The organism is Pseudoalteromonas sp. Ld20 (genome assembly GCF_045064175.1).
Taxonomy (GTDB): Bacteria; Pseudomonadota; Gammaproteobacteria; order Enterobacterales; family Alteromonadaceae; genus Pseudoalteromonas; species Pseudoalteromonas neustonica.
The window spans coordinates 26,998-49,816 of record NZ_JBISHB010000046.1 but is presented as its reverse complement, the minus strand read 5'-3'; the positions used below and the strand labels follow the sequence as shown (position 1 = coordinate 49,816).

Annotated in this window: 21 protein-coding genes; 11 read left to right on the top strand and 10 right to left on the bottom strand. The window is 40.9% G+C overall.

Annotation, left to right across the window (positions count from 1 at the left end; all coding sequences use genetic code 11):
* Positions 1-3 precede the first annotated feature (3 nt).
* The 3 genes from ACJJVX_RS20430 to ACJJVX_RS20420 all read right to left on the bottom strand — a co-directional run bounded on the left by ACJJVX_RS20430 (position 4) and on the right by ACJJVX_RS20420 (position 6,791).
* The gene (locus ACJJVX_RS20430) at positions 4-3,018 is read right to left on the bottom strand and encodes a LodA/GoxA family CTQ-dependent oxidase (protein WP_405633270.1); all 3,015 of its coding nucleotides are present in this window, start codon (positions 3,016-3,018) and stop codon (positions 4-6) included.
* A gap of 37 nt (positions 3,019-3,055) precedes the next feature.
* Positions 3,056-4,492 (bottom strand): hypothetical protein, encoded by a 1,437-nt coding sequence (locus ACJJVX_RS20425; protein WP_405633267.1) that lies wholly within the window; start codon positions 4,490-4,492, stop codon positions 3,056-3,058.
* A gap of 256 nt (positions 4,493-4,748) precedes the next feature.
* Positions 4,749-6,791 (bottom strand): glycoside hydrolase family 97 protein, encoded by a 2,043-nt coding sequence (locus ACJJVX_RS20420; RefSeq protein ID WP_405633265.1) that lies wholly within the window; start codon positions 6,789-6,791, stop codon positions 4,749-4,751.
* Between the two features lie 182 nt (positions 6,792-6,973).
* On the opposite strand from ACJJVX_RS20420, the gene ACJJVX_RS20415 reads away from it, so the two are divergent.
* Together ACJJVX_RS20415 and ACJJVX_RS20410 are read left to right on the top strand one after the other, a co-directional pair.
* Positions 6,974-7,597, top strand: coding sequence for a plastocyanin (locus ACJJVX_RS20415; RefSeq protein WP_054455590.1), 624 nt, complete (start codon positions 6,974-6,976; stop codon positions 7,595-7,597).
* Complete coding sequence (locus ACJJVX_RS20410; RefSeq protein ID WP_405633418.1) at positions 7,587-8,816, top strand: hypothetical protein; 1,230 nt, start codon at positions 7,587-7,589, stop codon at positions 8,814-8,816. The genes ACJJVX_RS20415 and ACJJVX_RS20410 overlap by 11 nt, the downstream gene beginning before the upstream one ends.
* Positions 8,817-9,151: 335 nt before the next feature.
* On the opposite strand, the gene speE is transcribed toward ACJJVX_RS20410, so the two are convergent.
* Positions 9,152-10,015: a polyamine aminopropyltransferase gene (gene speE / locus ACJJVX_RS20405; RefSeq protein ID WP_405633263.1), complete on the bottom strand. Its 864-nt coding sequence runs from the start codon at positions 10,013-10,015 to the stop codon at positions 9,152-9,154.
* A gap of 205 nt (positions 10,016-10,220) precedes the next feature.
* Between speE and speA the strand changes: the two genes are divergently transcribed.
* From speA to ACJJVX_RS20390, 3 genes are all read left to right on the top strand, one after another.
* A complete protein-coding gene (gene speA, locus ACJJVX_RS20400) occupies positions 10,221-12,098 on the top strand; it encodes a biosynthetic arginine decarboxylase (RefSeq protein ID WP_054455592.1) in 1,878 nt (625 codons plus the stop codon).
* 63 nt (positions 12,099-12,161) lie between these two features.
* Positions 12,162-13,040: an acyltransferase gene (locus tag ACJJVX_RS20395; RefSeq protein WP_054206388.1), complete on the top strand. Its 879-nt coding sequence runs from the start codon at positions 12,162-12,164 to the stop codon at positions 13,038-13,040.
* Positions 13,041-13,153: 113 nt separating this feature from the next.
* The gene (locus ACJJVX_RS20390; protein ID WP_170174299.1) at positions 13,154-14,413 is read left to right on the top strand and encodes a mechanosensitive ion channel family protein; all 1,260 of its coding nucleotides are present in this window, start codon (positions 13,154-13,156) and stop codon (positions 14,411-14,413) included.
* Here the strand turns inward: ACJJVX_RS20390 and chrA are convergent.
* The gene (gene chrA, locus ACJJVX_RS20385; RefSeq protein WP_405633260.1) at positions 14,376-15,527 is read right to left on the bottom strand and encodes a chromate efflux transporter; all 1,152 of its coding nucleotides are present in this window, start codon (positions 15,525-15,527) and stop codon (positions 14,376-14,378) included. The genes ACJJVX_RS20390 and chrA overlap by 38 nt on opposite strands.
* A gap of 121 nt (positions 15,528-15,648) precedes the next feature.
* Between chrA and ACJJVX_RS20380 the strand changes: the two genes are divergently transcribed.
* Together ACJJVX_RS20380 and ACJJVX_RS20375 are read left to right on the top strand one after the other, a co-directional pair.
* On the top strand, positions 15,649-16,443 hold the full coding sequence (locus ACJJVX_RS20380; RefSeq protein ID WP_231659096.1) for an ABC transporter substrate-binding protein: 795 nt from the start codon (positions 15,649-15,651) through the stop codon (positions 16,441-16,443).
* Between the two features lie 76 nt (positions 16,444-16,519).
* Positions 16,520-17,152: an OmpA family protein gene (locus ACJJVX_RS20375; RefSeq protein WP_054206391.1), complete on the top strand. Its 633-nt coding sequence runs from the start codon at positions 16,520-16,522 to the stop codon at positions 17,150-17,152.
* 154 nt (positions 17,153-17,306) lie between these two features.
* On the opposite strand, the gene ACJJVX_RS20370 is transcribed toward ACJJVX_RS20375, so the two are convergent.
* Entirely contained in the window at positions 17,307-17,687 is a 381-nt protein-coding gene (locus tag ACJJVX_RS20370) for a hypothetical protein (RefSeq protein WP_405633257.1), read from the bottom strand.
* A gap of 209 nt (positions 17,688-17,896) precedes the next feature.
* Complete coding sequence (locus ACJJVX_RS20365; protein ID WP_170174297.1) at positions 17,897-19,678, bottom strand: ABC transporter transmembrane domain-containing protein; 1,782 nt, start codon at positions 19,676-19,678, stop codon at positions 17,897-17,899.
* A gap of 89 nt (positions 19,679-19,767) precedes the next feature.
* Between ACJJVX_RS20365 and ACJJVX_RS20360 the strand changes: the two genes are divergently transcribed.
* From ACJJVX_RS20360 to ACJJVX_RS20350, 3 genes are read left to right on the top strand one after another with little or no spacing between them, the layout of a single operon-like run.
* Positions 19,768-20,166 carry a DUF3224 domain-containing protein gene (locus ACJJVX_RS20360; protein WP_169328115.1) on the top strand — a complete coding sequence of 133 codons (399 nt, stop codon included), beginning with the start codon at positions 19,768-19,770 and terminating at the stop codon, positions 20,164-20,166.
* 17 nt (positions 20,167-20,183) lie between these two features.
* Positions 20,184-20,366, top strand: coding sequence for a hypothetical protein (locus ACJJVX_RS20355; RefSeq protein WP_054206429.1), 183 nt, complete (start codon positions 20,184-20,186; stop codon positions 20,364-20,366).
* 48 nt (positions 20,367-20,414) lie between these two features.
* Complete coding sequence (locus tag ACJJVX_RS20350; RefSeq protein ID WP_054206395.1) at positions 20,415-20,957, top strand: PH domain-containing protein; 543 nt, start codon at positions 20,415-20,417, stop codon at positions 20,955-20,957.
* 213 nt (positions 20,958-21,170) lie between these two features.
* On the opposite strand, the gene ACJJVX_RS20345 is transcribed toward ACJJVX_RS20350, so the two are convergent.
* Entirely contained in the window at positions 21,171-21,515 is a 345-nt protein-coding gene (locus ACJJVX_RS20345) for a rhodanese-like domain-containing protein (protein ID WP_054206396.1), read from the bottom strand.
* Positions 21,515-21,703: a DUF2892 domain-containing protein gene (locus tag ACJJVX_RS20340; RefSeq protein WP_082355714.1), complete on the bottom strand. Its 189-nt coding sequence runs from the start codon at positions 21,701-21,703 to the stop codon at positions 21,515-21,517. The genes ACJJVX_RS20345 and ACJJVX_RS20340 overlap by 1 nt, the downstream gene beginning before the upstream one ends.
* 105 nt (positions 21,704-21,808) lie before the next feature.
* Here ACJJVX_RS20340 and ACJJVX_RS20335 point away from each other — a divergent pair, with 105 nt between their 5' ends.
* Positions 21,809-22,120, top strand: coding sequence for a helix-turn-helix transcriptional regulator (locus ACJJVX_RS20335; RefSeq protein WP_054206397.1), 312 nt, complete (start codon positions 21,809-21,811; stop codon positions 22,118-22,120).
* Here ACJJVX_RS20335 and ACJJVX_RS20330 read toward each other — a convergent pair.
* A complete protein-coding gene (locus tag ACJJVX_RS20330) occupies positions 22,113-22,790 on the bottom strand; it encodes a nitroreductase family protein (RefSeq protein WP_054206398.1) in 678 nt (225 codons plus the stop codon). The genes ACJJVX_RS20335 and ACJJVX_RS20330 overlap by 8 nt on opposite strands.
* Between the last annotated feature and the right edge of the window lie 29 nt (positions 22,791-22,819).

Below are 22,819 nucleotides of genomic sequence, written 5' to 3'. Positions count from 1 at the left end.
ATCCTAACGTCCTTTTACGCGATGAAAGCGATTTGCTTTTTCTGTTACACCTAAATCTATTTTGTGTTGATTTGGTGGCAGATCCGCAGAAAGCGTCGCTTTACTATGTTGTATTGCTTTACTGGCAAGGTTTGTATGTGCTTCTTTATCTTGCTTGTGAGGTAGCATGCCGACTTGCATCATAGTTGGAAATTGAGGGTCACCAAGGGCGCCAACATGTGCTTGCACAATCGCGAGATCTGCAAAGTTTTCAACCATACTGTTGATTTGGTTGGTGTATGTTGCAGGCTGGCCGTGCAAAGGTAAATCATCTAACCAATCTGTGCGATACGCAAATGCCTGTTGGCGAGTGCTATTTGATAGTGATGTATCAAGCACTTGCTTATAACGATATTGGTTCATAACTTGATTAGGCACACGTGCCGGCCAAAAAGTGGGTAAGAAAGGGTCGTATTCAGAGCTGTAGCCATCACGACAGCTAGCTGTATCTGTTTGCCATGGGATAGCCATCCAACGTGTCACACCGCCTGCTACTTGTCCACCAAATAATGGTCCTTGTGCAAGGGTAAAAATATCACTATTCATGACAGGGCCGTAATAATAATGATCGCTTTGTAGATCCGATTTTGCGTGTTTTAACCTAAAAGCTGATTGATACATACCTGCAGTGCGCATAGGCCAAGTCATTTCACAGCCTGGATGAAACGCATCTGCTAGGCAAAATTCCATCGCACCACGAGTGAGTAAGTCAGGCTGTTGTGCCACGGGATAATCATCTATAGTGAGCTGCTTTGGAGCAACGGGGCAACCGGATTGCGGTGTGTAATCATTAATAAAATCGCCTTTTACCCATTGGTCTAAAAACGACAATTGTAAGTTTGAGAGTGTACTATGTTGGCGTTCAGATCCCGTTGGTGGAATACTAATTGCGTCGCCATAGAGCCAAGGCCATAGTTGAGGTGCTTGGGCACCTGGGACATCAAAACGGCGAAAATTATTAGATAACGTACGACGTAGTTCTTGATAGGCTGGAGAAGGGTTGCTTAGTTTTTCTAACCACTGAGGAGTTGTGTAATCAAATTGACCACCCCATCCAAAAGCGCCTGCAAAGCCACCATTAACCCATTGTAAGTCAGTCATTCGAGTAAAAATAGGTTGAATATCATCCGTAAATGAAGGGCGCTGTGGACGTGCAAGCATGCCACTGTTTACTGCAACATCGCGCATTAAATCCCACATGGTACGCACTGATTTTTGCATTGGCGCATAATCAGGCGGTGCACAAATGGCCCAAGCGGGTTCAACTCTTAGAGCAACGCCTTGATAAACAACCTCAGCGGTAATAGGGCCATCGGATATATCATCATACCAGCCTTCATTGTTGGCGAAAGTCACCGCGATATCCCCATTCAGGTTACGCGATACGCCATGCCCACCTAGCATGATTAATCGGCCATGTTCATCACTGCGCATCTCGCCTAGATAGACTTTTTCACCCATAAATTTACCGGTAAAGGTGTCTTTATTTTTAGGGGTTATATTTTTGCCGCTTAGGCTGCGTTTACCTCCATTAATGACAAGCTTATCGCGATTTGTAACATTGTTGTTTCGCAGTAAAGATGGCGGTGCATCGGCGGCTTCTGGAATATCTAAAGCAATTTGAAATTCATACCAAGACGCTTTTTGATTCGCAAGTTGGGCGTGCCATGTTATGTCAGCATTATCTAAAGTGAGTTCCTTAATTGCTTTGCCAGCAGCGTTAAAGCCGTAAATTCTAAACTCGGCAGCTTGGCGTTTCATTGCGCCACTTTTGTCGCGGTAAGCGTACTCATCTGAATTTGGTACAGGTTGAGGATGTTGCGGGCCAATGAAATAGTCATCTTTACTGTTACCTACTCGCATCACACCAATAGGAGGGTAAATACTAGCGTACACAATGCAGTCAGAGACAGTATCTTGTGATTGCTCAGGATTAAACTGACTAATTGCTTTTGGTTCTTGCAGCAGCTGACCATTTGCGGTGTGACGTGCATGAGCGCTGGCTGCGTATGCTGACTTGCGAGCAAGGGCAATGCTACCTAAAGGCTCATGATCAGCTAAAGTGCGCCAAATATTGAAGGCGAGGTTACGACCAAGCTCGGCTTGACCAATTGAGGTAATGTCTTGTTGTGCCAATTCTAAGTGTGCAAGGCAGATATACGGACTTTCTTGTGTGCTCCAGACTTTTTGTGCATCATCAATTGGCATTGTTTTGGGGTTAGTACGCAATTGTACTTCAAAACGAAAGCGAGCATTTCCTTCACGCAATCGTCGCTGTAAATCTAACGCAAGGTAGTCATTATCAACACTAGGTGCGCCTAAATCAGAACTCTCAGGTACTAACCGATATTTTACAATGTGTTGTTCACCAAGTTTAAATGGTAAAATTGCCCAATATTTAGCACTTAGGCAGCTCGCCTCTACTTTTTGCATTGCCTTTAAAATGTTAGATGTTTTCTTATTTTTCGGATCATTTATGTATGCGTCGTAGTCTTTATTTATTACGCCAGCCGTAGTGAATTGGCACATCTGTTGGGCATTTTTGGTAAAGAAGCGATTTATATTTTGAAAAATAAAGTCTGCTGTGTCGCTTTCTCCAACCAGTTTTGGACCCTCTACGGAAAACAGCTTCATCGCCAACCCAAGGGTACTGTGCAAATCAGGTGATGAAGGGGTTGTGTCACTTGAAAAGCGAACCGCGCATTCGTATTCTTGGCCTGCAAATATTCCCACTTTAAATTGCGGGTCAATGTCTGAGTTAATTTTAAACTTGCCGTACACAACGCCATGTTGTTTTCTAAATACGGCACGTTGAGCGGGTTGCTGCCCTTTATCTATGCGAGGAACTTGCCCAAGCCCAACAAACATCTCTGTTAGACGTTGGCAAGCTTGATCTACGCTTTCACCATCTGACCAACATGGTATGTTGTTTGCCGATGGTTTTGCGCCAGAGTGTTGTGTATCGTCTTTTTTACTCATTACAGCATTCCTTTTTTTAAGCTATTCAAATAAATTATTAACGTTGATGTGTAGAGCCAGCATTGATTTGCCTGTGACTGCTACGTAACTTTTGAAAGTTCTTAAATATATGGCTTACTTCCATCGTTGACTCACCCTTACTGGTTGCATGACAAGCAAAGCAGTTATTAGTCGAGTAGCGTTTATTTTGATTTGGATCGCCATAGGTTTGCGTATAGGTTTCCATGGTTATGTTGGCAAGCGCGAGCGAACCTCGTAATTTATCGTTTGCATTGGGTGGGACAATATTTCCACTGATCCCTTCATTAAATTTGTAACCTTGAGTACTTAACCACACACTTCCAGCATAAAAATAATGTTGCCAACGAGAGTCATGCTTAGTTAGGCCTTGTTTGACGCTATTATTGAGTACTTGAATGTTATTAAAGTTTTCGGCGTCTCTAGTTTGCTGATCTGACGATGCAACGTTTGTATAAGGCGCGCCATTAGGTACGCCAAATTGGTATAAACGAAACGTGTTTGTGGTGGTTTGTTCTGCGGGGTAACTTAGATTTGCATTACCTGCGGTGGTATTTTTTCTGTAAAAAATAAATTTATCATCACTACTAACGATTTTATTTTTTTCATAAGGCGTTGTTACTTTTTTAAATGTACCAGGAGAGCCGTAATAATCAGGTGCTGACGTATGATGCTCAAAGGTAGCCCAAATAAATTCAGGATGGTTCTCAACTACGCCAACAACATGCATGCCTATTAAAGCAACTTCGGTATTGCTGATTGTTTTACTATCCGCTTTGATCATTGCTTTGCGGGTGTAAAAGTTAGCGTGTATTTCTTTATCTGTATAAAGGGCGCGTAATTGATCTGTGGCAAGCCATGCTGCCTTTATTTCAACGGATCCCACTGCAAACTCATCACCGCTAGTGATCGGGTTTTTAGCTGCAGATTGAATAAATTCACGGTTTATATGAATTGAATAATAAGCAGGTTGATTACCATACTTAGTAAAAATTTTGCCATGGCTACTGCCTGCTTGTGTTGTGTCCTCGAGGATCAATTGAGAACTTAATTCAAAACCGGTGGGATTGAGTAGGTCATTCCAAGGCTCAAAATAAGGCATCATTTCATTATTTACTTGTCGGTAGTTATCACCAAACATAACCAGATCGTTTGTTTTTTTATCTACTTGGGTTAGATATAAAAACTTTTGCCATGACCACTGATGAAAATCACAATTGCTTGATTTATCTTCGTTATCCACAAATGCAAAATGACTATCTTTACCTTCTTTTGGTGGGATTACGGGAGATTTAAACCATTCTTTTTTTGCAACACACGCTGATGATGACGTGGTGTATTGGGCGTGTGATGGTGTGTTCTCATTGGTGCTAAGTGCCGTAAAACTTGCGAAAGTGAGCGCAAGTACTATGGGTGTTTTAATAACTGAGTGAGTATTTCTTAATACAGGTTCCATGCTCATATTCCTTGATTGTGTAGTAAATTTCTAGGAGAAATGACGGTGTTGCTATTATGTTAATGAAATGACTGTGAACAAAGATAGGTTACGCGCAGGAATAAATCTATTACAAAGTATTGCAGCAGTTTTAAGTATTTTAAATTTCAATTAGTTAAATTAATAAATGTGATGAAAGTTGATGCGAAGAAGTTTTGTTTTATAGCTTAATTAATTGCTTAATGCGCCAACCGACTCGGGTTGGCGCTGGGCGTGTTTATAGTGCTTTAAATCGAATTGCAGTGCCGCCGCTGGTGGCGAGTTTTAATGAAATAGTGTCTTTAGCCGATACAATACGCTGTTCAATTTTTATATCGTATGGGTTATTTTTCCATTCTGCGTTTTTGCCATCGCGGTATATTTGCGCTTCAAATACTTTATCGCCATCCAAAAAGTCGAGCTTAATATCAACCGTGCGGGCATGTTCATCAGTGACAGCGCCTAAATACCAGTCGTTACCAGAATAACCATCGCGTTTACGTTCTTTTCGTGCAAACACTATGTAGTCGCCAACTTCACCTGCAAGCGCAATACTGTGTTGCCAGTCGGTTGGTACATCTTGAATAAATTGAAATGCCTCAGGTTTTGCTAAATAGTTGCGCGGTAAATCTGCGGCCATTTGAATTGGGCTGTACATCACGACATACAAAGCGAGTTGTTTCGCTAGCGTGGTTTGTGGGCGGTTAGTTTCTGCGCCTAAACCATTAAAGCCCATATCAAAAATACCCGGTGTAAAATCCATTGGCCCAGCTAGCATACGTGTAAAAGCAAGCATAGGAATATGTTCAGGTGGATTAGGTGGCGTACCCCATGCGTTAAATTCTTGGCCGCGAGCTCCTTCGCGCGCTATCCAGTTAGGGTAAGTACGACGCAGACCTGTGTCTTTAATTGGCTCATGGGTGTTAATACTGATTTTATGTTTAGCTGCGAGTTTTACACTATGAAGGTATTCGTTAACCATAAATTGACCGTCGTGCCACTCATGACGTGCAATGCCATTATCATCGATACGTTTTATATTGCCGCCATCAGCTACATAGCCTGTTTTTACTTGGCTCACGTTCGCTTTTTCATAGAGTGCGTAGGCATCATTCATTTGGTTGCGATAGTTACTGACGTTACCAGATGTTTCGTGATGGCCAATTAGCTGAACGCCTTTTTGTTTGCCGTAACGAGTTAGTTCATCAATATCAAAATCATTATAAGGTTTAGTAAAACTAAATACGTCACCATTGAAAAACCAGTCTCCGTCCCAGCCAATGTTCCAGCCTTCAACTAATACGCCATCAAAACCATATTTGGCAGCAAAATCCATGTAATACTTGGTATTTTGTGTTGTTGCGCCATGTTTTTCACCGCTACCCCACGTTGTTTCGTTGATGTGCATACCCCACCAAATACCAACATATTTACCCGGTTTAACCCATGAAACATCGCCGAGCTTATTAGGTTCATTGAGGTTTAAAATTATATCTGAATTAATCAAATCAACGGCTTTTTCACCGATTTGAATTGTACGCCAAGGGGTATTAAAAGCACCGTATTTTTTAACTGCAATACCATCAGACCAAGGGGTTAGGTCTGCCTGAAATGTCCCCGGGCGACGTTGATTAAGCACCATACCTGCATAATCAACTAAAGCCGCCTCGTGAATACTGACATGTACACCGTCTGCATTTTTAAAAGTAAAAGGGGTATGTACAAGCCCAGCTTGTTGCAATGGTGTGGTGTTATAAACATATTCATAGCGGTTCCAGCCACGTGCAGGGATCCACCACGCGGTTGCTTTATCGGCGTCGGCAATTGCAAACTCGGTTAGCTCTTTAGTGATTTCAATGCTCTCAAAACCCGTTTGTTTGGGCACTTCGTAGCGAAATCCTACCCCGCTATTAAAGGCCTTAAAGCGGACTATGTAAGTGCCACCGTGCGGCGCAGGTTTATTAAAGGTAACCGTTAGCTCATTATGCTTATCTATAATGGTTTGACGCTCGCCCCACGGTTGCTGCCATTGACTATTTACTTGATTGTTAGATGTTTTAGTGATTTTAAAGCCTTCAGCGAAAGAGGCCTGTTGTTTAAAATTAAAACCAAGCGATGAGTTTTGAATAACTTCTTTATCGTTAAAACTGATTTTGTAGCTTGGTGTGGAGTGCGTATCTGATACCGTTATTTTTATTTTCCCATTGGGGGATTGAATTGTTGTATCTTTAGCAAAGCAAGCACTTGAAAGTGTAAGCACAAGTAGCAAAGGTAATCGCATGACTGATCCTTGAGGTTAACGCTATTTTAATCAGTTAGCATAAAGCGCGGAGGCTTTGATTACGAGATGACTGCATACGTATTCAATCTATTAAACAGACTAAATAATATTTTAATTAAGTAACATTTTGCTCATAAAATAGGTCTATAATGAATTAAATCAAATAATAAGATCTTAAGACGATGAAGCTTGTACTCGTAATTGCATTAATTTTTATGGTATTCAAAAGCCATGCAGCCACTATTACAATTTATGATCAAAATCAGCAACCGCTGCCTAATGCCGTTGTATGGTTAACGTCATCAGTGACGATGCTAGATAATGAATTACCAAACGCCCCCTTTATGATGAAGCAACAGGAACGCCAGTTTACGCCACATGTTTTAGTTGTGCCTAAAAACGCTCAGGTTGAATTTCCGAACGCGGATTCAATCATGCACCATGTGTATTCATTTTCTAAAAGCAAATCGTTTGAGCTCAAGTTGTATCGTGAGCAACCACAGGCGCCTATTACATTTGAACAAACGGGTGTGGTGGAGTTAGGTTGTAATATTCATGACTGGATGTTGGGTTATATCGTTGTAGTAGATAGCCCGTTTTATGCCATAACCGATGAGCAAGGGCGGTTATCATTAAACATTCCACAAGGCGAATACACACTCAATGTTTGGCATGAGGGGTTTAGTGATATTAGTTCAACAGAGTCACAAGCGGTGACTGTTTCGAACAAAAATTTGCGTTATCAACTTAAGCAAAAAGTAATACCACGTGTTGCAATTGGTGTAGATGAATTTGATGATTATTAAAAACTCACTAGGTGTTGTCGCTTTAGTTGGCTTATTAAGCGCCACCAATGTAAATGCGCAAATTAAAGGGCTATTACACGTTAGTGCTGTAAAAGGCGATTCGCAATCGAGTTGGCAAGAAGGTGGTGTAGGGCTTTATCGCTATGACAGTGAAAACGATGGCGTGCTACTTTCACAAGGGTTAATTGATTTTAGAGCAGACTTGAGTACTTATTGGTCAGCCCATGGAGTGATTAATGCTTACCAAGATCCTGAGCCTACTTTAGGCTTTAGCCAAGCGTATTTACAATATAAGCCGCTAACTAAAAGTAAATATAAGTGGCATGTGCGCGTAGGTGGATTTTACCCTTTATTGTCACTAGAGAATCCAGATATGGGTTGGATCTCACCTTATAACTACACTAACTCCGCCATAAATTCATGGATAGGTGAAGAAGTACGCACTGTGGGTGTTGAAGCAACCATTAAGCGCCCTGGGCGAAGCTTTAATAGTGCCCACAGCTTTGCATTTGTAGGAGCTACATTTAAAGGTAACGATCCTGCGGGCACATTATTGGCGTGGCGTGGTTTTGCCATGCACGATCGCCAAACAACGTTTAACGAAGGTGTTGCATTTGCGCCAGTGGCTTCTTTAAATACACCCCAATTACAGCATCAAGCAAATCAGGTTTTGCCTTTTGAAGAGGTGGATGGCCGTTATGGTTATTACACAGGGATTCATTGGGATTATTTAAAAAAATCACAATTTCGTTTTTATTATTACGATAACAACGGTGATCCTGCCGCGATCAATTACAGTACTGGGCAATATGCATGGGATACCCGATTCTCAAGCGCTGCATGGCTTTATAAATTTACGGCCAAAACACGTTTGATAACTCAGGCTATGTCAGGCAGTACTGCGATGGGGAAAAATAGAGGTGTTGATAACCGTTTTTATAGTCACTTTTTTTTACTAAGTCATAAAATAGCAGAGCATAGATTATCTATTCGTTATGATTATTTTAAAGTGACTGATAAAGACGATTGGGCGTTTGATCCAAATGCAAGCCATGGCGAAGGGATTACAGCAACTTGGCGTTACCAGTTAACACCACAGTGGCAGTTAGGAATTGAAGGTTCGGCTTTGCGCAGTCAAGCTGATAACCGCCAAGCGATTGGTATAGCATCAAGAATATCACAGCAGCAAGTTTTACTTAACGCACAGTGGCGTTTTTGATCTGAGCATTTTTTAGGTGTCAAAAATTAAAAAAGGGTTCGTACGAACCCTTTTTTGCTACTTTATACCCAAGCCACCTCAAGATGCGAGTTTCAGTTGGAATTAAAAGCGATTTAGGCAAGGCATTGATTGCAAGTAATAGTGGTTCTATTGTTAAAATCAATAACGCAGTATAAATCGCTTTTAAACCAACCCGTTGGGCGTTTCACAGGGACTTACTCTCTGCGTTGTTACTTCTTAAAAGGGACTGCCATTGTTGCAAAGTAACGCCTTGATATTAAGCCCCTGTGAAACGCTGAATTCTACATCTTGAGGTGGCTTGGGTATATTATTGCTTACTTTTTCTCAAAAGCGCGTTTCATAAAGTTTGGGGTTGCAAGTGCGCCGTGGTGAATACCGCTGTTATAGTATTGCGTACCTTGTGCAAGCTCTGCGGCAGCATCTTCTCTAAAGCCTGCAAATGCTTCACCTTTGCGTGCAAGCGTCACAGACCATAAACCACTTGGGTAAATAGGTTGTGGGAATGGCAATGTTTGCAAATCCTTAAAGCCCACTTCAGTCATTGCGTCACGCATTTCTACCAATAATGGCATGTGCATAAGAGGGGATTCACTTTGTTGCACCATAATGCCACCAGGGCGAAGAGCATTTAAGCAGCTAGTGTAGAACGCATGGTTAAATAGTCCTTCGCCTGGGCCTACAGGGTCTGTGCCATCAACAATAACTACGTCAATTGACTCAGCAGCAAGTTCTCGCATGTATTTAATACCATCATCAAACATGACTGTTGCGCGTGGGTCTTGGTTTGCTTCACATAACTCTGGAAAGTATTTAAGTGACATTTGTGTCACAACTTCGTCAATATCAATTTGTGTTACCGATTCTACATCTGGGTGTTTAAGTGCTTCACGTAAAGTACCACAGTCACCACCGCCGATGATCACTACATTTTTAGGGTTAGGATGAGCAAGTAGTGCAGGGTGGCTGATCATTTCATGGTAAAAAAAGTTTTCGCGGCTACTTACCATAGTACAACCATCAATAATCATTAGATTACCAAAGTCAGTCGTTTCGTACATTTCGACTTTTTGAAAAGGCGATTGCTTTTCATCTAGCTTTTTATTGATGCGAAGAGAAAACGCACTGCCGTCACGTTCACTAATTTCGGTAAACCAGTTACTTTGATCTAAATTTGCCATGATTGCTATTACACTTTTTGAGTTAAAGACGAAAAAGGGGGCAATTCTGCCAGTGCTTGGCGTTTTGCTCAATGAAATTTTACTGTTCTTGTGAATAATTTAACCTGTGCTTTGGTTAAAGGTCAATTTTTGTTAGCGTAGGGGCTACTGACGTATTAAAATACGCGATTACAGATGCATTAGTTAACACTTGGAAGAATTTGCCATGACTTGGGGTTTAGACACAGCACGCGCTACATATAATGTTGCACATTGGAGTGACGGTTATTTTGATATTAACAGTCAAGGTGAGCTGGTGGCTTTTCCTGATGGCGACCAAACAAAAACGGCGATTTCACTTACAGAATTAACAGAGCAGTTTAAAAGGCAGGGTTTAACTCTCCCTGTTTTGGTGCGCTTTACTGATATTTTACAAAATCGTGTTGATACACTCACAAGCGCTTTTAGTAAAGCGCGTGATGTGCGGGATTATCAAGGTCAATACACCTGTGTATATCCGATAAAAGTAAATCAGCAGCGCTCTGTCGTTAGCAAGTTACTGGCGCATCCAAGTGGGCTTGTTGGTCTTGAGGCTGGTTCAAAGCCCGAATTGATGGCGATTTTAGGTGTTGCAAAATCACCGATTACTATTGTGTGTAACGGTTACAAAGACAGTGAATTTTTACGTTTAGCCTGCATTGGTCAAGCAATGGGCCATAAAGTTAAAATTGTGGTTGAAAAGCTTTCAGAGCTAACAACATTGTTAGCCGAAATAGAAGATTTAGATATTGAGCCTGCCATTGGTATCCGTATTCGTTTAAATTCTGTTGGTAAAGGCAAATGGCAGAACACGGGCGGAGAAAAAGGTAAGTTTGGCTTAACTGCAGGGCAAGTTTTAAGTGCCGTTGACGTTCTTAAGCAGCATAACAAATTACACTTAATGCAAATGGTGCATTTTCATATAGGTTCACAAATTGCCAATATACGAGATATCCACCGTGCTTTACGTGAGTGTTCACGCCATTTTGCTGAATTAACACAACTGGGTGTACCATTAAATACCGTTGATGTAGGTGGTGGCTTAGGTGTGGACTACGAAGGCTCAGGCTCTCGTAGTGCATGCTCTATGAATTACACCGTTGAAGAATATGCGCGTAATGTAGTGAATGCGTTTGCTGAAGTATGTGAGCAGCATGACTTGCCGCACCCTGCAATTATCACTGAATCTGGGCGCGCATTAACGGCGCATCATGCGGTGTTGATCACCGACGTAATTGACGTAGAACAAGCACCTAATCATATTAACCCAAGTGCGCCACAACCAAATAGTGCGCTTGTGCTAGATGAAATGTGGCAGTGTTTACAACGCTTAAATCCACGCATGGCGCTGGAAATTTATCACGATGCAATGCATTTATTCAGCGAAGCTCATGATCAATACGTACATGGCTTAGTGAGTATGTTGGAATGGGCTAAAATTGAGCAATTGTACTTTACAATATTACACCGTGTTCGTGCATCGCTTAGCAATGCGCGCGCTCACCGTGAGGTACTTGATGATCTAAACGAAAAACTAGCGGATAAATTGTTCGTGAATTTCTCATTGTTCCAATCGTTACCTGATGTATGGGGAATTCAGCAATTATTTCCAGTAATGCCGATTGAAAATCTTGATAAACCATTAACGCAACGTGCCATTATTCAAGATATTACCTGTGATTCTGATGGCCAAATTCGCGAATATGTTGAAGGTGCAGGTATTGAAACAAGCTTGCCTATCCCACAGTATATACCAGGGCAGCAATATCATATTGCAATGTTTATGGTTGGTGCGTATCAAGAAATTTTAGGTGATTTACATAACCTGTTTGGCGATACAGACTCTGTGCATGTGGAACTCACAGAGCAAGGTTATCAACTTACTAATGCGATTAAAGGCGACAGCGTTAAGGATGTATTAAAGTTTGTTGACTATGATAGCGCCATTTTAGCAGATAACTTTGCCAATACAGTGCAGCAACTTGATGTCAGTGATCCTGTTAAAGAACAGTATTTAGCAGAGCTTAATGCCGGCCTTGAAGGGTATACTTATTTTGAAGATTAATTACGCCACTGAGTGTTGTGTAATGAGTTGTTGAGCAGTTTTAATGAAAGGAATTAAGTAGTAATGTCTTTGATCCGTTGTATTTTTAGTATTTTATTGTACACCTTAAATACTGTAATTTGGTTTATACCTATTTTTATCTTTGGCCTAATAAAATTACTGCCAATTAAAGCACTGCAAAAAGCAATGAGTTGGGCGGCGAAGAAGTGCGCGAGTATGTGGGTTACGTGTAACTCTTTAACTCAGAATGTATTTACGCCCTATAAGTTAAACGTGACAGGTCTTGAACAAGTAAAACTAAAAGACTGGTATTTAATTATCGCTAATCACCAAAGCTGGGTCGATATATTGGTGTTACAGCGTTTACTGAATCGCCGTATACCATTTTTAAATTTCTTTTTGAAAAAAGAATTAATTTACGTGCCTATTTTAGGTTTAGCGTGGTGGGCTTTAGATTTTCCATTTATGACGCGTACCAGTAAAAGTCAGCTTAAGAAAAATCCAAAGCTGCGCGGTAAAGATTTAGAAACGACCCGCAAAGCCTGCGAAAAATTTAAAGAGATGCCTGTTAGCATTGTTAATTTTGTAGAAGGCACGCGTTATACGCCTGCAAAACATCAGCGCCAAAATAGCCCATTTCCGCATTTGCTTAAGCCTAAAGCAGGTGGTATTGCTTTTGTAATGCAGGCTATGGGAGATCAAATATCTAAAGTTGTGAATGTAACAATACAGTATCCTGATGGGATCCCAACATTTGTGGATTTTGCCAGCGGGCGGGTAAAGAGCATCAATGTTCACGTTGAAGTAATGCCTGTGAGTGAAGAGTTAATAGGTGATTATACGGGTGATAATGAATTTAGAGTACGCTTTCAATCAGAGCTAAATCGTTTGTGGCAAGATAAAGAGCAACAGCTTACTCAGCTTGAGCAGCAATCAAAGTAATCGATAGGCAGTGTATCAATTAGCTGTGGCTAACTAATAATTAGGTTAGTCGCTATAAACGTAATTTAGGATGCAGCTCACATAGCTGCACGCAGCAAGGAAATTGAATTACCATGACGACTCCAATTCATTTACAGCAGCTAGTTCAACCTTGGTTTGAAGGCATGCCAGAATCTACGTGGTTTAGCTCACTGACTGCCGTATCTATAGGTGTTTTTTCCTTATTAGTAGTGTACTTGTTTACTCGTCGTTTAATGTTGCCAGGTATTCAAAAAGTAGTAACAAAGCTATCTCCTGAACGAATTGGCGTACTAGCCCCGATGATAGACAAGCTCAACCGTCGCTTTGCTGGTATGTTGTGCTGTGTTTTATTTTTAGCCACGTTTGATAGCGTATACCCGGTTAGTGAGCTTGCAGGAGAGGTATTAAAAACTATTGGTCAGACTATTTTAATTATCCATGTGGGCTTTATTATTAGTAGTTTGGTGAGTATTGCTGGTGGTATTTATAACCAACTTGAGTTTGCGCGAGAGGTGCCAATTCAAGGCTTAATTCAAGTTGTTAAATTAATCACCTTTATGATTTGCGCTATTTTAATCGTCAGTATCGTACTAGAGAAATCACCAACATATATTCTTTCAGGCTTTGGTGCTATCGCCGCAGTTACTTTGTTAGTTTTTAAAGATACCATTTTAGGTTTTGTTGCCAGTATTCAAATTGCGGCTAATCGCTTAGTAACTTATGGGGATTGGATTCAAGTTGAAAACTATGGCGCTGATGGTGAAGTGATTGATCTGGGTTTAAATACTGTAAAAGTACGTAACTGGGATAACACGATTACCACCATTCCGACCTATATGTTAGTTGCCGGTTCGTTCAAAAACTGGCGCGGGATGCAAGAATCTGGCGGTCGTCGTATTAAGCGCTCACTTAATATTGATATGAATAGTATTCGTTTAGCTGATGACGAAATGAAGAAAGTGATTGGCCAATCAATTGTTTTAAAAGATTACATTAAATTAAGTACTTTACCCGATCCGGTTTCTAATTTGGGATTATTTCGACGCTACGCGGAAGGTTATTTAAAGCGCCATAGTAAAGTTAATACTGCATTAACGCTTATGGTGCGTGAATTACAGCCACTGAATCATGGACTGCCAATTGAGTTTTATTGCTTTAGTGAAGATAAGCGCTGGATATCTTACGAGCATTTACAAGCAGAAATTATGGATCATCTGCTTGCAGTGCTCCCTCTATTTGATTTACGCCCGTATCAAAGTGTCACGGGGCAGTTTAGCCCCCCAGCAAGTGCACCTACAAGTATCAAACCCACAATTAAAGTGGTAAATAATACTGAAGCAGACCCACGCTAATAAACCCAAGCAGTAGCCACCAAATAGGTGGCTTTGCCATTCTTAGCCATGCAAATGCAGCAATAACAAGGGCAATGTGCCATATGTTATGTACCGCGGAAGTCCAAATTGGCGAATAAAGTGCTGCCGCTAAAAATCCAACAACAGCGGCGTTAAGTGCAGCTATACTGCTGGCAAATCGCGGGCGCTGTGCCAGTTGTAGCCAACTTTTTTGAAAGGCGAGCATAAGCAGTAAGCCAGGTAAAAAAATCAATACAGTCGCTATGAGTGCGCCAATGATAGGTTGCGTATCTGTCAGTTGTGCGCCTAAATAGGTGGCAATGGTAAACATAGGCCCCGGCACGGCTTGTGCACTGGCATACGCACTTAAAAATTGTTCAGTGCTTAAACTTGGTAAGCCAGTTTGTAGTAGAGGCAGCACAACATGCCCGCCGCCAAATACTAATGCTCCAGCTTGATAAAATGGCGCAAACAAACCTAACTCTTGCCCTAGAGGAATGAAGCTAATTATTAATAACAACGTAAATAAAGCTAAGGCAATCCAGTTTATACCACTTTTTGTCGTGGGAGAGGAGGCAGTGTTTTTTTCTAAATTTAGTAGAGGCCAGATAGCGCCAATCACTGCTGCAATAACTAATACTGCGATTTGCGTTGTCATATTGGGTAGTAAAATTAAGGCTAAGGTGCTGAGCGCAGCAAGCGCTTTTAGTGCCCAGCTAGTACAGAAGCTTTTTGCCATACTAACAATGGCATCGGCAACAATTACAACTGCAAACAACTTTAAGCCTGCGATAATTGCAAAATAAATAGCATCAAATTGATGGGCGCTAATAGCCAATAACACCATGATTAGAAATGATGGCAAAGTAAAGCCAATAAATGCAGCAATACCACCCAGTACACCACTGCGCTCTACGCCAATAGCAAAACCCACTTGGCTAGACCCTGGGCCCGGCAGTGCTTGACTTAAGCTGATCAATTGCGCGTAACGTTGATTGTCTAACCAATTTAAATTATCAACAAAGTGACGTTTAAAGTAGCCAAGGTGGGCGGCAGGCCCACCAAAACTCATACAGCCAAGTAAAAAAAACTGCTTAAAAATAGCTAACAACATGATATTTATGATCCTTTGGGTATACGCTATTGCATTATGACAAAATTTTGTGACATTTATATGGTCTTTATCGTTTGTACCTTAGTACAATGGTCATAAGTTACACTTTTGACTGGTCGTTATGCGCCTAATTGATAAAATTTTATTGCTGTCGTTATTCGCTTTATCATTTTTGATGAAGGTATCGGCTGCCCCTATCCCAAGGCTATCGTTAGCCGTTGATCATGCTCCCCCATATAGTCAGATAAGTGAAGAGGGTGATATAACAGGTGCAATAGTTGATATTGCTGAGGCGATTCAAGCACGGGTCCCTTTTAAGATTGAGTTAGTTGCTTGTCCTTTTCCTCGCTGTTTAAAAATGCTTGAGGATGGTGAGGTAAATGCTATGGGCGGACTCATCCGTACCGTAGAGCGTCAAACTCAAATGCATTTTTTAATGCCCCCGTATATGATTTTATCGTCTTCTTTTGTGTTTTACGGTCGTCACGATAGTGAGTTAGCTGTTCAAAACTACGGTGATTTATATGGCAAAAAAGTAGCGGTAATGCGTGGTGCTGCTCACTTTAAGCGTTTTGATCAGGATAAAAAGTTAGAAAAAATTGAAGCATTATCTGAAAAGAATGCAATAGATATGCTTTTAAAAGGCCGAGTCGATTTGGTTGTGGCAGTGGAGGAGACCGCTGAACACTCTATGAGCGTGTTAAATCAACCAATAAATAAATTAAAAAAAATGTCTTATCGTTATGATGATGTTATATATGGTTATTTTGTATTAAGTCGTCAATTTAAAAATACCCCTTTAGCCATCGAAATAGAGCATCATATGAAGTTGTTGGCGCAAAGTGGTGAGCTTACTGATCTTGTGGCACCTTATAACTTACCTCCTATTGAACAGCCAACCCTGGGCTTTTATTAACTCCTTCTTCATAGTTTGTTCATTGATGTGTTTGCATACTTGCTGTTATTGAAATAATTAATAGGCAGGATACATCATGACTATAATCAAACCATTAGTAACAGCCACGGCGTTAGCGCTATTACTTACAGGGTGTGAAACCACCAAAACAGGAACTGGCGCTGCAATTGGTGCTGCAACAGGAGCTGTATTGGGCAAAGCCACCGGTGATCATGATGATAAACGTATTTTTATTGGTGCTGCCATTGGTGCTTTAGCGGGTGCTGCGATTGGTGATTATATGGATAAACAAGAAGCGGCCTTTCGCGATGAGCTCGCAGGCTCTGGCGTAGAGGTTATTCGCGAAGGTGATAATCTACGTTTAGTTATGCCATCTAATATCACCTTTGCCACTGATCAATCTTATATTTCATCTGGCTTTCACAACACTTTGGACGCTATCGCTAAAGTAATGAATAAATATGAAAAAACATATTTAAGCATTGAAGGCCACACCGACAGCACAGGGAAAGACAGCTATAATATGACCTTATCGCAGCAGCGTGCGCAAAGCGTTAAGGGCTATTTAGTGAATCAACAAATTTTAGCAGCACGTATCAGTACTCGTGGCTACGGAGAAACGCGCCCTATAGCAGGTAATGATAACGCCAACGGGCGAGCTCAAAACCGTCGCGTCGAAATTCAAATAGTACCTAATACACAAAGTTAATTTACTGATGAAACTTAAAAGCTGAAAGCTATTTGGATCAATATTCATTGCGGAAGAAGAACCGCCCATTACACTTCCTGTTAATAAAAAGCGCATGATGGGTGGTGTGGGGCTGGAGGTTAGAGACCGGTGGCTACGCGATTAGGTGCAAATTTTAATACTGCCCTTTGAGCCACCTTTTAGCTGTGATTTTTTCAAGTTTTCTTCTGTATTTTTTTTGAGAAAATTCTTCTGCGTTTCCATTTAGAACATCAAAGATATCTTCTGAGATTAGCGCACCAATAGCATGGATTGCTTCATGTCGATTCAAACCTTGCCTTGTAAGTTTAGCAATAGTTTCAGGTATGAATTCAACCCCCATAGCTAATTGATTTTCAACTAGGACATGGATTGTTGAATGTAAGCTTAAAGCTTCATCAGCCATTTCAAGGCCTAACTCTGAGTGAAAATCACGAACCAGTTCAATTCGTATAGCTTCATCGAGTGCTAACCAATGTTTAGAATTTACTGGTTGCTCAGGATTGTATTTATCCATAGTTGCCTCGAATGCATAAGTTTATTTTGCACCTAACGAGCCTGTAGAATAACTCGTTTTTAATTTATTTTTCTTGATGGTTTAACCATAGCGGAGTTCATATTTTGATTCAATCGCAATAATTAGGGACAGGCACATAAAATTTATACATGTCCTTTTTTACTTACTTCACCTTACAACTTTTACTTTCCAGCTTAAAAATCCCACCTTTAATCCCTATTAAATTGCAGTTCACACAGCTTTTGATACAGCGGATTACTTGTTAATAGTTGTTGGTGAGTACCTGTGGCTATAATTTCACCATGTTCCATCACTACGATTACATCAGCATGTTTTACTGTGGCCAAGCGATGGGCAATAATTAGCGTAGTGCGGTTTTGCATTAAGTGTTCTAGTGCAGCTTGAACGTGGTGTTCGCTTTGTGCATCAAGGGCACTGGTAGCTTCATCAAGTAACAGTATTTTGGGGTCTTTTAATATAGCGCGTGCTAATACAATGCGTTGTTTTTGGCCACCAGATAAACGCACACCTTGCTCACCTAAAAAGCTTTCATAACCGTTTGGTAGTTGCGCGATAAACTCATCAGCGTGGGCATGTTTAGCTGCGGCGTAGACTTGTTCGTCAGTCGCATCTGGGTTGCCATAGCGAATATTGTGCATAACATCGGAGCTAAATAAAATGGGATTTTGTGCGACCATACCCATACTGTTGCGCAGCCGATTGAGCGATAGATCTTTTATATCAATTCCGTGGAATTCAATGGCGCCGGTGGCTGGGTCGTAAAAGCGTTGTAGTAGTTCAAATAAAGTTGTTTTACCGGCTCCCGAGGGGCCAACTATCGCCACAGTTTGGCCTTGCTTAATAGTTAGCGATACATTCTTCAGTGCGCTAACATCAGGACGAGATGGGTAGTTAAACGTAATGTTGTTGAGTTCAATTGCCGCAATATCGGGTTTAGGATGTAGCTTTTCATCAAGGGGCTGGTCAGGGTTAACAATTTCGCTTTTGACGGCCAATAACTCCAGTAAGCGTGCTGCAGCACCTGCTGCGCGTTGTAGTTCACCGTATACCTCGGCAACGGTTGCCACTGACATCGCTACCATAATGGCGTAAAACACAAATGCGCCTAACTCACCACCGCTCATCGTACCTGCAAGTACATCACTGCCGCCAACCCATAGCATTACACTAATAGCGCTGAAAGTTAAAAATATCACTGCGGCGATTAAAAATGAACGCTGCTTAATACGGCTTTTAGCAACGGCAAAGGCTTTTTCGGTTTCTAAGGCGAACGCGTGTTGTTCTCGTTGTTCGTGGCTATAACTTTGCACCACTTTAATATTTTGAATGATCTCACCGGCGTACGTGCTTATATCAGCAATCGCATCTTGGCTAGAGCTGGCTAATTTACGCACCTTTTTACCAAACACCATCATTGGCACTAACACCAAAGGTACACAGGCAACTACGACTAAAGTGAGCTTTAAATTAGTAAATAACAGCATGGCTAGGCCACCAACCAGCATGAGGGCGCTTCGTAGTGCCATTGAAAATGACGAACCAATAATTGATTGCAGCAAGGTTGTGTCGGTTGTTAAGCGTGACATTAGCTCGCCACTGCGGTTTTCTTCAAAGTAGCTAGGGTGCAAAGTCACTATGCGGTTAAACACTGCTTTGCGAATGTCGTTACTAACGCGCTCCCCAATCCACGACATTAAATAAAAGCGGCTAAAGGTGCCAATGGCTAATAGGCTGATCAGCCCTATTAGCACTAAAACAGCCTGCTTTAATTGCTCTTGTGAGCCTGCAATAAAGCCGTGGTCGATTACAAATTTAACTCCTTGGCCAAGAGATAAATTAACTCCCGCGGTAACGAGCAACGCCATAAGCGCCGAAAAAACTACCCATTTATAAGGTTTAATAAACTGAAAAATCGGAATTAAACTACTAAAAGCAGCCTTGTCTTTTTGCTCGGTTTTGCTATTACTCATGCTGGATTCTTTTATGTGAATAGGGTATAGATATGGTTACTTTAATCATAATTTCAATAACCAATTAAAATAACAAATAAGGGACTAGTATGGTAACTCATAACGTAACGGGTCAATTTAATGTAAAACTTAATCCAATTGAGGGCTACGCCAAAGGGATTGACGGCGTAAATTTAGGGCGTATGTCGATTGATAAAACATTTACCGGCGATCTTGATGCAACGAGTACAGGTGAAATGCTTAGCGCAATGACCACGACTCAAGGCAGTGCTGGTTATGTGGCAATTGAACAAGTTGTTGGGTCGCTTGTTGGCAAGCAGGGCAGTTTTGTATTACAACACTTTGGTACGATGGATAAAGGCCAAGATTCATTAATTTTAAATGTAGTCCCCGACTCTGGTAGTAATGAACTAGCAGGTCTTAGCGGTAAAATGGTGATTCGTATTGAAAGTGGCGTACATTTTTATGATTTTGAATTTCAGTTATAAAAGGTGAAAAAGTGGTTGTGCAAAAAATAATTGAATTTAAAAAGACCCGTTTTTTTGGTGGAATAGATACAGAAGCCCTTAATCAGCGAATATACAAACTAAACCTAGATGGTTGGAAAGTGGTAAATGTAGGGCCAATTACAAATTTTTTTGGTCAAGTTTCCGGTTATGTATTACTTATTGAAAATGATGAGCCGTAAATGTCGCTCGTATTTTGATAAGTTAAGTATTTAATTATAAGGTGTTTTATGTCTGATTTTACTTTAAAAAGCGCATCGTTCGATCCAAAAATTAAATCTTATTGGTTAGTGTTCGCTTTATGTGTAAGCACATTAGGAATTGTTACTATTCCTTTAATTCCCGTCATTGTCTTAATAGTGTGGCTAGTTAGTAGCAGTATTTTAGCCGCAATGTCAGCGGAACTACTTGAGCGCAAGTTAGTCGTTAAACGCGGGATATTTTTTAAAGAAGAAAAATCGATTCCGCTTGAAAAAATAACCGACGTTGGATTAAGCCAAGGTCCACTGATGCGATTGTTTGGTTTATATAGGTTAAGTTTTGAAACCGCAGGGCAGTCAAGCCAAGGTGCATTAGTCTCATTACTAGGAGTGGTTGATGCCAGCGAGTTTCGCGAAGCAATTTTAGCCCAAAAAGATAACCTAGCTGGGGCACAGCCAACGAAAGCTAAAAGTGATGAGCCACAAAACCAAGTGGAGTTACTGCGTGCACTGACTTACAGCGTGAAGAACATTGAACAAATGCTAGTGACGCTGATGGATGAGAAGAAGTAATAACTGACTTATCTATTATCTGCACTTAAATATGGCAACCATAAGTTTTGATAGCATGCGTAAATTTTAGATTTACTTTGTTCAAATGGGCTACCTAAGGAGATTACTCCATTTTTATCCTGAAAGGTCAACATGACTTAATGTAAATTTATAACTCAAAAGTTGTTTAAGTTGGGTTTCGTTGTACTCAACCCAACCCAACTTAAATAACAATTAAAACACTTGGCAAACTTGCTCTGCGTTACAGGTGATCACAGTAACATTTTTGTAGCCAACTCGTGTTAGCGCTTCTGCACCTAGGGTTGCGCGCGCGCCGCTGGCACAGTGTAAATAAATTGGCCGTGCTGGGTCTTTTTCAATTTCCATTAATTTCATTTCGAGTAAACCACGGGGGATATTAATTGCACCGATGGCTGCTTTTGTCGCATGCTCAGCAGGTTCACGTACGTCAATTAATAAGCCGTGATTATCTGCCAGTTCTAGCTTGGCTTGCTCTGCATCAATACGGCGTTGATTTGGAGTGATTATTTTCATTAGATCTGGAATTGAAGTAAGCATTAGTCTGTAAATCCTCGTTTGCGAAAAAAATTTATAAGTGGGCACCACTTAGTAAACGCTGTTTGGATCAGGTTTACGCCTATCAATAGTGTTAACAACATAAACCGACTATCTACAAAGTAGCTCAAAAGCACAGAAATTGTCACCATTGATCCTGCAAGTAGTAAGATCCCATCACTTATTTTCATTATGACCTCTGTATTTAATATTAGTGTTTTCTAATGTTAAATTATATTAGAACTTACTAATGTAAAAGTCTATACTTAAAACATATTTTATTATCGGTTATTAAAATGAATATTGAGCAGCTAGCAAGCAATGCTGAACAAGCCGAGCAGTTTTTAAAATTAATGGCGAACAAAAATCGTCTAATGGTTTTATGCAGCTTGTTACAAGGTGAGTTAAGTGTAGGGCAGTTAAATGAACGTGTACCATTGGCACAATCTGCATTGTCTCAGCATTTAGCGAGTTTAAGAAAAGCAAATTTAGTAGCAACACGTCGTGATGGGCATACTATTTATTATTATTTGATCGACCCTAAAGTTGAGTCGATCATTGGGCTGTTGTATCAATGGTTTTGTGTAACCGATAATAACGCTAAATAAATGTGGCTATTTCATCGAGAGATTTTTTCACAAGTGCGTGGTTCGGCACAGTGGCATCTTCACTTGGGTAACCAGCAATGAGCAGCATATAGGGGCGTTCGTTGTCTTTATCTCGGCCACAAATATCGGTTAAAAAGCTCATTGGCTTAGGGGTATGAGTTAGCGTTGCAAGGCCTGCTCTGTGTAGTGCTTGAATTAAAAAGCCGGTTGCCAGTCCTACAGATTCATGTACATAGTAGTTCGTGTTTTTATCATCAGTACTTAAGCCGCCTTTCTTTTGGCTAAATACCGCAATAAGCCAAGGGGCATGCTCTAGGTAGGGTTTACTAGCATCAGTACCTAATGGTTTTAGTGCATCTAGCCATTCCTCGCCAGCACGGCCTTCATAGAATGAACGTTCTAGTTTTTCAGCTGCTTCACGAATTTGTTTTTTTATATCACTTGAGTGAATAGCAACAAAATGCCAAGGCTGGTGGTTTGCGCCACTTGGCGCCGTGCCTGCTGCCTTGATACAGGTTTCGATAATTTCTTTTGGCACAGGGCGATCGCTAAAGCTGCGAATACTATGGCGGCGCTGGCTGGTGGTTAAAAATTCTGTGGCGCGCTCCAGCATTTGATCATGTGGGTATTCGGTAAAGTCGGTTAGAGGGATGCTTGCATGATCTTTCATAATGATCCTTTATTGTTGTTTATTTGCAA

What these genes read in the sequence shown, in the direction of transcription:
- ACJJVX_RS20430 (WP_405633270.1), bottom strand. Translation starts at nt 3,018, where the DNA reads ATGAGTAAAAAAGACGATACACAACACTCTGGCGCAAAACCATCGGCA.
- ACJJVX_RS20425 (WP_405633267.1), bottom strand. Translation starts at nt 4,492, where the DNA reads ATGGAACCTGTATTAAGAAATACTCACTCAGTTATTAAAACACCCATA.
- ACJJVX_RS20420 (WP_405633265.1), bottom strand. Translation starts at nt 6,791, where the DNA reads ATGCGATTACCTTTGCTACTTGTGCTTACACTTTCAAGTGCTTGCTTT.
- ACJJVX_RS20415 (WP_054455590.1), top strand. Translation starts at nt 6,974, where the DNA reads ATGAAGCTTGTACTCGTAATTGCATTAATTTTTATGGTATTCAAAAGC.
- ACJJVX_RS20410 (WP_405633418.1), top strand. Translation starts at nt 7,587, where the DNA reads ATGATTATTAAAAACTCACTAGGTGTTGTCGCTTTAGTTGGCTTATTA.
- speE (WP_405633263.1), bottom strand. Translation starts at nt 10,015, where the DNA reads ATGGCAAATTTAGATCAAAGTAACTGGTTTACCGAAATTAGTGAACGT.
- speA (WP_054455592.1), top strand. Translation starts at nt 10,221, where the DNA reads ATGACTTGGGGTTTAGACACAGCACGCGCTACATATAATGTTGCACAT.
- ACJJVX_RS20395 (WP_054206388.1), top strand. Translation starts at nt 12,162, where the DNA reads ATGTCTTTGATCCGTTGTATTTTTAGTATTTTATTGTACACCTTAAAT.
- ACJJVX_RS20390 (WP_170174299.1), top strand. Translation starts at nt 13,154, where the DNA reads ATGACGACTCCAATTCATTTACAGCAGCTAGTTCAACCTTGGTTTGAA.
- chrA (WP_405633260.1), bottom strand. Translation starts at nt 15,527, where the DNA reads ATGTTGTTAGCTATTTTTAAGCAGTTTTTTTTACTTGGCTGTATGAGT.
- ACJJVX_RS20380 (WP_231659096.1), top strand. Translation starts at nt 15,649, where the DNA reads ATGCGCCTAATTGATAAAATTTTATTGCTGTCGTTATTCGCTTTATCA.
- ACJJVX_RS20375 (WP_054206391.1), top strand. Translation starts at nt 16,520, where the DNA reads ATGACTATAATCAAACCATTAGTAACAGCCACGGCGTTAGCGCTATTA.
- ACJJVX_RS20370 (WP_405633257.1), bottom strand. Translation starts at nt 17,687, where the DNA reads ATGGATAAATACAATCCTGAGCAACCAGTAAATTCTAAACATTGGTTA.
- ACJJVX_RS20365 (WP_170174297.1), bottom strand. Translation starts at nt 19,678, where the DNA reads ATGAGTAATAGCAAAACCGAGCAAAAAGACAAGGCTGCTTTTAGTAGT.
- ACJJVX_RS20360 (WP_169328115.1), top strand. Translation starts at nt 19,768, where the DNA reads ATGGTAACTCATAACGTAACGGGTCAATTTAATGTAAAACTTAATCCA.
- ACJJVX_RS20350 (WP_054206395.1), top strand. Translation starts at nt 20,415, where the DNA reads ATGTCTGATTTTACTTTAAAAAGCGCATCGTTCGATCCAAAAATTAAA.
- ACJJVX_RS20345 (WP_054206396.1), bottom strand. Translation starts at nt 21,515, where the DNA reads ATGCTTACTTCAATTCCAGATCTAATGAAAATAATCACTCCAAATCAA.
- ACJJVX_RS20340 (WP_082355714.1), bottom strand. Translation starts at nt 21,703, where the DNA reads ATGAAAATAAGTGATGGGATCTTACTACTTGCAGGATCAATGGTGACA.
- ACJJVX_RS20335 (WP_054206397.1), top strand. Translation starts at nt 21,809, where the DNA reads ATGAATATTGAGCAGCTAGCAAGCAATGCTGAACAAGCCGAGCAGTTT.
- ACJJVX_RS20330 (WP_054206398.1), bottom strand. Translation starts at nt 22,790, where the DNA reads ATGAAAGATCATGCAAGCATCCCTCTAACCGACTTTACCGAATACCCA.